11 protein-coding genes are annotated in these 12,638 nt (G+C 42.7%); 2 read left to right on the top strand and 9 right to left on the bottom strand.

What is annotated here, in order from left to right:
- Positions 1-429: 429 nt before the first annotated feature.
- Positions 430-1,305, bottom strand: coding sequence for a diaminopimelate epimerase (dapF, locus tag EDD74_RS00320; RefSeq protein WP_039930852.1), 876 nt, complete (start codon positions 1,303-1,305; stop codon positions 430-432).
- A 286-nt stretch (positions 1,306-1,591) separates the two neighbouring features.
- Here dapF and EDD74_RS00325 point away from each other — a divergent pair, with 286 nt between their 5' ends.
- Positions 1,592-2,434, top strand: coding sequence for an AraC family transcriptional regulator (locus tag EDD74_RS00325; protein WP_116441183.1), 843 nt, complete (start codon positions 1,592-1,594; stop codon positions 2,432-2,434).
- A gap of 52 nt (positions 2,435-2,486) precedes the next feature.
- Here EDD74_RS00325 and mnmM read toward each other — a convergent pair whose 3' ends face one another.
- Entirely contained in the window at positions 2,487-3,050 is a 564-nt protein-coding gene (gene mnmM, locus EDD74_RS00330; RefSeq protein WP_016439796.1) for a tRNA 5-(aminomethyl)-2-thiouridylate-methyltransferase MnmM, read from the bottom strand.
- Between the two features lie 172 nt (positions 3,051-3,222).
- Here mnmM and hflX point away from each other — a divergent pair, with 172 nt between their 5' ends.
- The gene (gene hflX, locus EDD74_RS00335) at positions 3,223-4,476 is read left to right on the top strand and encodes a GTPase HflX (RefSeq protein WP_009263608.1); all 1,254 of its coding nucleotides are present in this window, start codon (positions 3,223-3,225) and stop codon (positions 4,474-4,476) included.
- Positions 4,477-4,495: 19 nt separating this feature from the next.
- Here the strand turns inward: hflX and EDD74_RS00340 are convergent, their stop codons facing one another.
- The 7 genes from EDD74_RS00340 to EDD74_RS00370 form a co-directional block, all read right to left on the bottom strand.
- Complete coding sequence (locus tag EDD74_RS00340) at positions 4,496-5,023, bottom strand: tetratricopeptide repeat protein (RefSeq protein WP_242990078.1); 528 nt, start codon at positions 5,021-5,023, stop codon at positions 4,496-4,498.
- A gap of 95 nt (positions 5,024-5,118) precedes the next feature.
- Positions 5,119-6,987 carry a heavy metal translocating P-type ATPase gene (locus EDD74_RS00345; RefSeq protein ID WP_116441182.1) on the bottom strand — a complete coding sequence of 623 codons (1,869 nt, stop codon included), beginning with the start codon at positions 6,985-6,987 and terminating at the stop codon, positions 5,119-5,121.
- A gap of 13 nt (positions 6,988-7,000) precedes the next feature.
- Positions 7,001-7,369, bottom strand: coding sequence for an ArsR/SmtB family transcription factor (locus EDD74_RS00350; protein ID WP_116441402.1), 369 nt, complete (start codon positions 7,367-7,369; stop codon positions 7,001-7,003).
- Positions 7,370-7,508: 139 nt separating this feature from the next.
- The gene (locus EDD74_RS00355; RefSeq protein WP_116441181.1) at positions 7,509-9,563 is read right to left on the bottom strand and encodes a heavy metal translocating P-type ATPase; all 2,055 of its coding nucleotides are present in this window, start codon (positions 9,561-9,563) and stop codon (positions 7,509-7,511) included.
- A gap of 18 nt (positions 9,564-9,581) precedes the next feature.
- Positions 9,582-9,980, bottom strand: a complete 399-nt coding sequence (locus tag EDD74_RS15670) for a hypothetical protein (protein ID WP_116441180.1) — start codon at positions 9,978-9,980, stop codon at positions 9,582-9,584.
- Between the two features lie 202 nt (positions 9,981-10,182).
- On the bottom strand, positions 10,183-11,877 hold the full coding sequence (locus tag EDD74_RS00365; protein ID WP_116441179.1) for a proline--tRNA ligase: 1,695 nt from the start codon (positions 11,875-11,877) through the stop codon (positions 10,183-10,185).
- Positions 11,878-12,028: 151 nt separating this feature from the next.
- Complete coding sequence (locus EDD74_RS00370) at positions 12,029-12,406, bottom strand: hypothetical protein (RefSeq protein WP_116441178.1); 378 nt, start codon at positions 12,404-12,406, stop codon at positions 12,029-12,031.
- Positions 12,407-12,638: the final 232 nt, after the last annotated feature.

Here is a 12,638-nt window from a genome sequence, read left to right on the forward strand (position 1 = left end):
CTTTTTCCTTTTCTTTTGTCTATGCATCTACTGCCTATATTCTCGTATATATGATTTTCATATTCTTCATATAGTAGATTTTTTACGAAAATCGCATTGATCTCACAAGTATTTTTCTAGCTTTTCTCCTTATAAATATTTATTCATTCTTATATTGTATCATTTTTCTACATTTCAAAAAACATAGGATTTTTCTGATGCCACATCCAGATATTCCTTCAATAATTTCAGAGAGTTTCCAAATTTTTGCAAGAAAAGATTTCTAATAATTCAAAAAACTGACTTTGACTGTAATTTTCTCTCGCAGGTATCAACCGGATTCTTACAAAATATGACTAAAAATACTCTTACTCATTTTCTAAAGTTTTATGGGGCAGAATGAAAATACATTCTGCCCCATAAAACTTTCTATCAATTTCATCTAAGCCTCTACCGTTCCTCTGTGCTTGCCGCAGCTCTTAATCGCTCGCCAAACTCGCTGCTCAGTGAAATCTTTCCTATATAAAACACTTCCCCTGTTGCAAATACTTCCCAGTCATCCTGAATCTCTACTTGAAGCTTTCCGCCCGGCATATGAACCGTCACACCTGGATTTGTCATGCCAAGCTTATATGCAACGCCCGCTGCTGCACACGCACAACTTCCTGATGCCAATGTATAACCGACTCCTCTTTCAAAGATCTCAATCTGAATATTCTCCTGGTCAATCACTTTTAATAGCTGTGTGTTGATCTTATTTGGGAAATATCTGGCAATCTCCGCATAATCACCAATCTTACAGACAAGTGGTTTAGAAATCTCTCGCATCGGGATCACACAATGCGGATTTCCAATCGACACACAAGTAACCGGATATAAAGTTCTTCCAAATACCATGTCTTCATTGATGACTTCTCTGCGCTCTCCCGTTACCGGAATCTCATCACTCCAGAAAGAAAGCTTTCCTGCCGAAGCGCGCAGCCTGCTTCCATCCTCATTCAGATATGTTACCTGAATCGCTCCGCCCAGTGTGTAGAAAGTTACATGCTTCTTCTGAATGTATCCGGCATCCTTCAAATATTTTGCAAAAATACGATCTCCATTCCCACTTTTCTCCGCTTCACTTCCATCCGGATTCCATACTTTCACATAAATTTTATCTTCCTGAAAAATAGGTCCTTCGAGAATTCCATCCGAACCCATCCCAAAATTTCTGTCACAGATCATTCGGACATTCTCTTTTGTCAGCTTTAACTCATTTTTATTCGGATCAAATACAAAGTAATCATTTCCCAATCCATGATATTTTTCCAACACAATATTCATCACTGTAACCGCGCCTCCTTTTTCTTCATCATAACAAGCATTATTCCGTAATAATATAGAAATAGTGCTTTCTATATTGCAGATAGTGCTGTATAATCATCGTAACAGCTATGAAGCACAACCGTAGTACAATTGATTTTTTATGATCTGCTATTACTATATGGGAAATGATTTGTTGATATTCTTTCTCTCCCTAAACAGAAAAAATAATTTTAGGAATCCTCTGACCCGTGCGATGCAACACACTGTTTCCTAGCTGAAAATCGAACACAAGGAGACTGCCTTTATGGAAACTTACGAGAAAAAAGGATACTTATACAGCGATTTCCGCCTGTTTTACCTGACGGACACCGCTTCCAAGGAATTTGAATATCACTATCATGACTTTGATAAGATCACAATTTTTCTGAAAGGAAATGTCCAGTACACGATTGAGGGGAAATCTTACCAACTACAGCCTTATGACATCGTCCTTGTCAGCCACAATGATATCCATAAGCTAAACGTACAAGATTCGGAACCATATGAACGAATCGTCGTCTACATCTCCCCGGAATTTATCAATACTCACCAGACGGCAGATTATGACCTCAGCGAGTGCTTTCAAAAGGCAAAAAAAGAACATACGAACGTACTTCGGACACACTCCCACGCAAAAAACACGCTGGTGCGCGCCGTTGACAATCTGAAACATTCATTTTCCGATGTCGGATACGCCAATACGCTCTATCAGAAAATTCTCTTTCTGGAATTTATGATTCATCTGAATCGTGCAACCTTGAATGAACAGTTGGAATTTATCGACACAGACCATTGTAATACAAAAGTTGTGGAGCTTCTCCAGTATATTAACCGGAATCTGACCACAGACTTAAATATTGATGATCTCGCTGCCAGATTTTATGTCAGCAAATACTATATGATGCGTCTGTTCAAAACCGAGACCGGATATACGATCGGAAACTATATCAATTACAAACGATTACTTCTCGCCAAAGAACTGATTGCCTCCGGAGAGCCAATCACTCAAGCGTGTTACGACTGCGGATTTAAAAACTATTCCACGTTCTCGCGCGCATACAAATCTCACTTTGGAGAATCTCCCAGACAGATTCGCGATACTCTCTGACTTTTTCTTCTCGTTCCGGCAATGAGACGCTCCTTGCTAAAAAATAACGTCTCTATAATTTAATCACAAATGCCGGAACCGGAGGATGATTCGGGCGGTTATAGTATTCACTGACGATCACAAGATATTTCTTCGGATCAAGTTCTTTCAGGTAAGCTAAAATCCGCTCTTTCTCTTCAAATCCACTGTCCCCTCCACTATAAATGCAAAGACTCATCAACCCATCTTTCTTCAATAATCGCAATCCTTCCTCGATCGCCTGCACACTCGTATCTGCCTTTGTCGCAAGTGTATGATCCCCTCCCGGCAGATAGCCGAAATTAAACGTGATGCAGCTGACTGTATTTTCCTTTGCGTAAGCTCCCATATGCACATGGCTGTCCAGCACAACTTCTGTCCGTTCTGCATATCCACATGCATCTATCTTTCTTTTTGTCTCCTGTACCGCCTGCTCCTGGATGTCAAAAGCAATGACGCTTCCCGATGCTCCCACAAGCTCTGCCAGAAGAAGGGTATCATGCCCATTGCCAGCAGTCGCATCGATACAAATATCCCCTTCCAGCACATGCCCTCCGATAAAATGATGGCACCATTCGGTAATCTGATATTTCTTCATCTTTATCCCCGCTTTCCCTTTTTCAAAATTTATACATGCATTATACTATTGATTCGAAATACCGTCACCTACTTTTGAGCATCTTGCGGAAAAACATTACAAAGAACCTCAATCTATGTTATGATACATATATCTATATCAATTTGCCCTCCTTCGGGCAGAAAGGACTTTTATGCAATTATACGATTTAAAGGAAACAAAAGAACGTGTCATCCTCGTCGGTGTGCAGGCAGATGACAATGAAGATACAGAAAAATCACTGGATGAATTGGAAGAACTGGCACAGACTGCCGGGGCCGAGACAGTTGGACGGATCATCCAGAACCGGGAGCAGATCCACCCTGGCACTTACGTCGGCAAGGGAAAACTGGATGAAATTAAAAATCTCCTCTGGGAGACAGATGCCACTGGAATCATTTGTGATGATGAGCTCTCTCCTGCACAACTTGGAAATCTCCAGGATGCACTGGATACGAAAGTCATGGATCGCACTTTGATCATCCTTGACATCTTTGCAGAACGCGCCTCTACAAATGAAGGTAAAATTCAGGTGGAACTTGCACAGCTGAAATACCGCCAATCCCGCCTGGTCGGTCTTGGGAAATCACTTTCCAGACTCGGCGGCGGAATCGGTACAAGAGGTCCCGGAGAGAAAAAACTTGAAATGGACCGCCGTCTGATCAAAGGACGCATTGCCCAGCTAAACCGTGAGTTAAAAGATGTCAAACGGCACCGGGAAGTGACCCGTGAGCAGCGAAGCCGCAATCATATCCCGGTCATCGCTATCGTCGGCTATACAAATGCAGGTAAATCCACACTGCTAAATCGTCTGACCGGAGCCAGTGTTCTTGAGGAGGATAAGCTGTTTGCCACTTTAGATCCAACGACCAGAGGACTGAAACTTCCAAGCGGTCAGGAAGTGCTTCTGACAGATACCGTCGGATTTATCCGAAAACTTCCTCATCATCTGATCGAAGCATTCAAAAGTACGTTAGAAGAAGCGAAATATGCAGATATGATCTTACATGTAGTCGATGTTTCCAACCCACAGATGGATGAACAGATGTATACCGTCTACGAGACACTACAAAATCTGGATGTCAAAGATAAAGTGGTCATCACCGCTTTCAACAAGCAGGATCGACTGACAGAAGTTCCAATCATCCGTGATTTCAAGGCAGATCACATCGCAAATATCTCTGCGCGGACCGGTCAAGGACTGGATGCCCTGCAATCTGTCATTGAACAGATTCTGCGCGAACGAAAGATTGAAATTTCAAGAACCTATTCTTACGCCGATGCCGGAAAGATCCAGCTGATCCGTAAATACGGAGAACTTTTGGAGGAAGAATATCGGGAAGATGGCATCTTTGTCCACGCATTTGTCCCAAAAGAACTTTATGGAAAAATAGAAGGCAGGGAGTAATCTCCACTGCCTCTTATTTTTATCTTGTCCGCAAAAATTCTGCTTCTTTCTTTGCCGCTTCATCGTCAGGGTATTTTGCAATATATTCTTCTATCTTTGCCTTTGCACTCTCCCACTCATACAACTTTTCATAGGCGGCAATCTGATTAAATTCCATTTCCTGTGTCAGTTCTGCACTGTTTCCCTCTGACTGTAACCCAAGATTATAATGATTCAGTGCACTCTGATAATCGCCAAGCTGCATCTCACAGGAAGCCAGCAGATTATAGAGTGTCCCCGTCTTTTCTGTCCCTGCATCCAATGCTTTCTGAAATGCATTTCTCGCCTCTTCATATTTCTGCTGTTCCCAGTAGACAAGTCCCATTCCTAAGTATGCCTCTGCCTGCTCCTCCCCTGACTCTGCTTCCTTTTGAAAAAGTTCCAGTGCCTCATCATATTTTTTCTGCTCAAACAGTTCCATACCTTCCTCCGTCGCTCTGGTACATCCGGCAAAAACTAGAAGCATAAATACCAGCACACACAGCGCCCATTTTTTACTTTTCAACACAATTCCTCCCTGATTCATTATTTTTCCACATACATTTCGTCATGCTGTGGATTCCCCATATTCTTTCTTTTCCTGACAACTTGCAGACATTTTCCCTATCCCGGATATTTCAGCAAACACAGCGCATTAAATAATGTAACCAGCATAATGATCACATCTGCGGTGATCGCCGTCCACATAGAGATCAACCCCGTTGCCGCCAAGGTCAGTAAAATCAATTTCATGCCGATTGACAGCACGGCATTCTGTCGGATTGCTCCGATTGTCTCCCTTGCAATCCTGAGGATTACAAGAATCATCGACGGATCATCTTCCATCAAAACGATATCTGCCGCTTCCACCGCCGCAGCAGCTCCAAGTGTTCCCATCGCAATTCCGATATCCGCCCGCTTTAATACCGGAGCATCATTGATACCATCACCGACATACACTAACTTCTCATCTTCCTGCTGAGAATCAATAAACTCCTCTACCTTCTCAACCTTTTCCGCCGGAAGCAGATTCGTATAAATGTGATCCATGTTCAGCAACTTGCCAACAGCTCCTCCTACAATCTCATTATCCCCTGTCAGCATGACCAATTCCTTATGATACCGCCTTTTCAGAATATCCATCGTCTCCCGCACTTCTTTTTTCAACGTATCACCGATCACAATATATCCAGCATAAACTCCATCGAGTGCAACATACACGATCGTACCTGCTGCACGCACTTTTGGAACAGCAATCCGCAGTTCCCTTAAAAGTTCTCGATTTCCTGCATATGCCGCCTTCCCATCAATCAGAGCATAGATCCCCTGTCCCGGAATTTCCTGAACTACCTCGATCCGCTGTTTCTCTACTTCCTTTTTATACATTTTCTGCAGTGACATAGAAATCGGATGATTCGAAAAGTACTCGATATATGCTGTCAGCTCCAAAAGTTCTTCTTCCGTCATTCCCTCCGGATGAATTTCCTTTACTTCAAACACTCCCTCGGTCAGTGTTCCGGTCTTGTCAAACACAAACGTATCTGCCTTTGTCAGAAGTTCTAGCTGATGACTGCTTTTGATCATTACACCTTGTCTTGCTGCCGCTCCGATTCCTCCGTAAAAGGTCAGCGGAATTGAAATAACAATCCCCCACGGGCACGCAACAATCAGAAATGTGAGCGCGCGGTAGATCCATGTGTACCAGTCACCTTCTGCAAATGTATTTGGTGGAACAATCGCCAAAAGAGCTGCCGCCAACATGATGATCGGCGTATAAATCGACGCAAACTTTGTGATCGTCCGCTCGCTGTCTGTCTTCGTATCATTGGCTTTCCGCACCATCGCCATAATCTTCGCAGCCGTAGAATCTTCATATTTCTTTACCACTTCCGCTTCCAACGCCCCGGTCAGATTAATGCTGCCACTATATAGCATCGCCCCTGCCGTCACAGTCTGCGGAAGAGACTCTCCAGTCAGTGCCTTGGCATCAACCATACTTTCCCCTGATAACACTCTGCTGTCCACCGGAATCCTCTCTCCCGGACGGATCAAAATGATATCGCCACATTCCAGTTCCGATGGCTCCACTTGCACTTCCTGCTCATGACTCTTTCGATTTGCAAACTCCGGGGCAATGTCCATCATATTTGCAATAGATTTCTTTGATCGGTACAGCATGACTTCTTCAAGAATCGAACCAATCTGAAACAATAATAAAACAGAAATGCCTTCTACATACTGAAAAATAAGAAAAGAGCATGCTGTCGCAATAAGAATCAGCAGATATTCATTAAAAATCCGCTTCTTACAAAAACTCCGCACAGTCTTTTCCACCACACCAGCTGCGATTATCATATAAGTCGCCGCAAACAAAATAACTTCCTGCTGCAGCGTAAGATCCATTTTCTTTAAAAACACCAGTTCTCCCAAAAACGCTGCTGCCCCGATTCCTGTCAGTAACATATTTCTTCTGACTGCTCTGATTCCTCCCACTTTCGCTCTCCTCTTACTCACGAATATGTTCCATTCCCTGATTCATAATGGTTTTGATATGGCTGTCCGCCAGCGAATAGAACACGGTTTTTCCTTCTCTTCTGTTTGTCACAAGCTTCATCTGCTTCAAAACACGCAGCTGATGCGAAATTGCAGACGGTGTCATCTGAAGTACCTGAGCAAGATCACAGACACACATCTCTGACTGAAATAGCACATAAAGCATTTTTACTCTTGTCAGATCTCCAAAGACTTTAAAAAAATCTGCAAGATCCTGCAGTTCATCTTCCACAGGCATATCCTTTTTCACTTTTTCCACCGTCTTCTCGTGCACATGTTTTAGCTCGCACTGCTCCACTTCCGCTTCCTCTATTTTCTTCATAATGATATCTATCTCCTTCATTTCTGTTTCATTATCGTTCACTTTGATTTTGTTTGTCAATACTTTTCTTACATTTCACAGAAAAGGAAGTGCTGCTTCCATGGATTTCCACTTCGCATCACTTCCTCCTGATATATTTCTATTTTTTCTTATATAAAATACGGATGGAGTTTAGTACACAGAGCATTGCAACTCCTGTATCCGCAAACACAGCCAGCCACATATCCGCAAATCCTGCCAGCCCAAGCACCATAACAACGACCTTAATTGCCAATGCAAACAGAACGTTCTGCTTCGCAATACGGTTTGTACTTCGCGCAATCTCCAGCGATGCCGGAATTGCCTCCATCGAAGAAGTCATAAACACCACATCAGCAGCTTCAATAGCTGCATCGGCTCCGCTTCCCATCGCTGCTCCGACATCCGCTCCTGCAAGTACTGGTGCGTCATTGATTCCGTCCCCGACAAACATTACCGAACCATTCTGCTCTCGGATTTTTGTCAGCTCACCTAACTTTTCTTCTGGCAGAAGTCTTGCATGCACTTCATCAATGCCTGTCTGCTCTGCTACTGCTTCCGCGCTTTCTTTTGCATCTCCGGTCAGCATTGCAGTGCGTATTTTCTGCCGTTTCAGTTCCTGTACCGCCGAGACAGCATCTTTTTTAATCGTATCAGAGATCACAAGAAATCCCGCAAATTCTCCATCAACTGCAACAAGTACTTCCGTTCCATATGACCCCTTTGGACCATTTGTCAAATCTACCTGATACTGTTCCATCAGCTTCTGATTTCCACAGAGAATCTGTCTGCCATCCAAAACTGCCTCAATTCCTTTTCCAGAAATTTCTGTGATCCGTTCCGGATCAGGAACAGACACCTTTCTCTCTTCTGCTGCCAAAAGAATGCTTGTTCCAATCGGATGAGTGGAATTCTTCTCACAGACTGCGGCAAGACGGAGTAATTCTTCCTCTTCCATTTCATTTGCCACACATTTCTGCACAACAAAATTTCCTTCTGTGATTGTTCCCGTCTTATCCATGACAACGGTCTTTACTCCTTGCAGCGCCTCAATTGCAACACCACCTTTGAATAAGATTCCTCTCTTAGATCCTGCTCCGATTCCAGAGAAAAAGGCAAGTGGCACACTCAGTACAAGCGCACATGGACAACTAATAACTAAGAAAGTCAGCGCCGTATACACCCAGTAGCTCCAGTTTCCAGTGACAAGTGATGGAAGAATCGCCGTCGCAAGAGCAAGCGCCACAACAAACGGCGTATAGACTCTTGCAAATCTTGTGATAAACTTATCAATTTTCGGCTTGCTAGCAGCTGCATGTTCTACAGAATCCAGAATTCTTGTCACCATGGAATCCTCCAATACCTTTTCTACACGCATCTTCAACAAACCTGATGTGTTGACACATCCAGATACTAAAGAATCTCCTTTCTCAACTTTGACCGGAACTGGTTCCCCGGTTACCGGTGAAGTATCGATCCTGCTCTCACCATCTATTACTGTACCATCCAGCGGAATACGATCTCCCGGCCGCACGATCAAAAGATCTCCGACTTGTGCCTGCTCTGCCGGAATGACTTCTGTCACCCCATTCTGTTCCCGGCTGACTACTTCCGGTCTTAAATCAACCGCGCTCATGATCTGTCCACGGCTCTTTTCCACAGCAATATGCTCAAACATCTCTCCAATCCGGTAAAACAGCATGACACCGACTGCTTCTGCATATTCCTGGATTGCAAATGCACCAAGTGTTGCAATACTCATCAGGAAATTTTCATCGAGCATTCTTCCCTTACAAATATTTTTTCCCGCAGTAAGCAGAATCTCCCATCCAAGCGTCAAATAAGAACTCACAAATAAGATGGTAGAAAATAATTCGTATTTGTCCTTCAACAAAATTCCCGCAAGAAACAATCCCGCTCCTGCTACAATTTCTATGCGTTCCCGTTTCTGTTCTCTTTTCTTTTCCTGCTGTTCCTGCTCCCTCTTTTTCTTTTCTTCTTTCTTATTTACCGATACCTTCCTTTTTACAATCACTTCAGACTCAATCGCAGCACAGATCTTCTGAAATTCCTCCAGCAGGTCCTTGTCACCTTCCGTGACCACTTGAAGCTGATTTGTCGTAAATGTGATTGTCGCCTCTTTCACCTCAGGCAGCGCCTGTATCCTTGCTTCCATCTTGGAAGCACAGTTCGCTCATCCAAGATTATCAAGCAGATACGTCTGTATTCTACCCTTTCTATGTGATGAAATAGACTTTTCTTTGTTATCCTCATTCTCCTTGTTCTGGTGGGAATGTGCGTGGTGATGTCCTTCACAGCCACAAGTTTTCCCATGCTCATGGTGGGAATGTGTATGCTCGTAATTATGATGATCTCCTCCGCAGCCACAAGCTTTTCCATGCTCATGGTGGGAATGCGTATGCTCGTGATCATGATGATCTCCTCCGCAGCCACAAGCTTTCCCATGCTCATGGTGGGAATGTGTATGCTCATGATGATGTTCCCCACAGCCACAGTGTTCATGAATCTCTTTGTCAACAGATTCTGTCAGCTCTGTCTCTCTGTCTTTTTTTGTTCTTTCCTCTATTTTCATGCGTAAGCACCTCCTAAACATATGAATAACTGTTCATATGTTCATATAAACATTTTTCAATCATTTTGTCAAGGCTTATCTCCTATTTTTTATTTTATCTTTTCGTTTTACACATGACTGACAGAAACTGTCGGTCAAAAACCATAAGAAAAGCAGCTAATCCGAAAACTAACTGCTTGTCCCTCATCTGATTTCTTCAAATTTATTTCTGTAATTCTTCTTTTACCAGTTTTATCACTTCATCCAAGGCAATCTCACGATTCTCTGCTGCTGTTCTGGCACGGAATTCTACCTTCCCCTCTTGAATACCTCTTCCGACAGTAATGCGATATGGGATCCCGATCAGTTCCATATCTTTGAATTTTACACCCGGACGTTCTTTTCGATCATCCAGAAGTACATCAATGCCTTCTTTTTTCAATGCCTCATACAATTCACTTCCAATACGCATCTGCTCTTCATCTTTGCTGGATACAACGACCACTGCAACCTCAAACGGCGCTACACTTGCCGGCCAGATAATTCCAGCCTCGTCATTGTGCTGCTCTACAATTGCCGCCATACAGCGTTCCAAACCAAAACCATAACAGCCCATTTCCACCGGATGAAGTTTATTATCCACATCTTGATATTCCAATCCGAGTGTCTTTGCATATTTTGTTCCCAGCTTGAACGTATTTCCAACTTCGATTCCCTTACAGAATTTTAATGGCTTTCCGCAAACCGGACAGACATCTCCCTCATGCACCTGTGCGATATCCGCAACAATCTCCACCTCAAAATCCTTCAGATTTACATTAACAATATGGTGATCTGTTTTATTTGCTCCAACGATAAAGTTCTTCATGTTTGTGACCTCACGGTCCATAACGATCGGACACTCTAAACCAACCGGTCCCGCAAATCCAACTTTTGCATGTGTAACACGTTCCACTTCCTCAAACGGCGCAAGTTCCATTTCATTTGCCTTTAGAAGCTTCAACACTTTTGTTTCATTCAATTCCCGATTTCCCTTTAAGAGAAATGCCATTGTTTTTCCATCTACCGTATAGATCAGTGTCTTCACAAATTCATTTACAGACTTATGGAAAAATGCAGCGACTTCTTCCATCGTGCGTGCATTCGGTGTTTCCACAACCTCCATCACCTGTTCCTCTGCATCTGACGGCTCGCTCGCATCAATCACCTCTGTAATTTCTAAATTGCTTGAGAAATCACAGCCGTCGCAGGTGACGATCACATCTTCACCGATATCTGTAATTGCCTGAAATTCCTCGGATAAAGAGCCACCCATCGCTCCTGTATCTGCTTTTACAATCTTGTAATTTAACTTACAGCGCTCCATGATATTCTGATAGGCATGGAACATTTTCATATAAGATTCATGGAGACCTGCTTCATCAATATCAAATGAATAGGCATCCTTCATAATAAACTCACGCACACGGATCAAACCATAACGAGGTCTTGTTTCATCTCGGAATTTCGTCTGAATCTGATACAGATTATAAGGAAAATCCTTATAGGAACTTCCCTTCATCATAGCTGCCATCGTAAATAATTCTTCATGAGTCGGACCGAGAACATAGTTCTTCTGATAACGGTCTTTCAGCGCAAACATGTTGGAACCAAACGCCTCTCTACGTCCACTTTTCTCATAAATTTCTTCTGGGATCATAGCCGGCATCAACAGTTCCTGCGCTCCTGCAGCATCCATTTCTTCCCGCACGATTTCCTCAATCTTTTTCAGAACACGTTTTCCCATCGGCATGATCATATAAATTCCGCTGCTGCTCTTTTTGATCATTCCTGCCCGCACTAATAAATTTCCACTTGTACTATCTTCTTCTTTTACATTTTCCCGCAGTGTATAAAAATACGAATTACTTAACTTCATATGCTTCTCTCCTCCAATAAACAATTGCTCATTTACTACATTTAGATTTATTGTACCAAAACTGAGCTTTGAAATCCACCTCTGTCTATGTGTAAGTTTTCATTTTTTTCCAGCAGTACCGAAAGTGCGGGAACCATCTGTTCAAAAAATGTCATTGAATCATCTCCATTGAAAACGAAAACACGGCCACTAATAAGAAAAGCCCGGAAAGAAGTTCCAGTCGAATATCGCTGCATTGGAACACTTCCCGGCCATATTTTTCATTCTTGAATACCCAAATCTCTTTTCCAATCTTTTTCCTTCCCAAAGGTAAAATCAGGCATCCATGCGCTGTATAGTACTGCTTTTGACCGATTTTTATTCGATAGGCGTGTTTCTTAACAGCAGCACCTCCCACTGTGTAACCACATTTTTGCTCCACAATGCCTGTGATCTTTCCCTTGCATCGTTCTCCATTCAAGACAACTCTATACTTCAAGCATAAGGGGAATAATGAAGCTGCCATGCAAAGCAATCCAAACATTATCATATCACTTGATCTCCTTATCTGTTTATCAGGAAGTTCCGTTTTCTTTATGATTGAAATATCTTATCTATATGAAGACATTATAGCATTTGCACAGTTTCTCGTCATCCTTTTTCTACTGTCTGACCGGGAAGTTATGGATGACACATTGTGAAAATGTATATCTGATCGTCTTTGTAAACAAACATGATTTTTATAGGAATAGACGATATTGTCATTTGATTTATACGGTGTG

The organism is Faecalimonas umbilicata, from assembly GCF_004346095.1.
Lineage (GTDB): Bacteria > Bacillota > Clostridia > Lachnospirales > Lachnospiraceae > Faecalimonas > Faecalimonas umbilicata.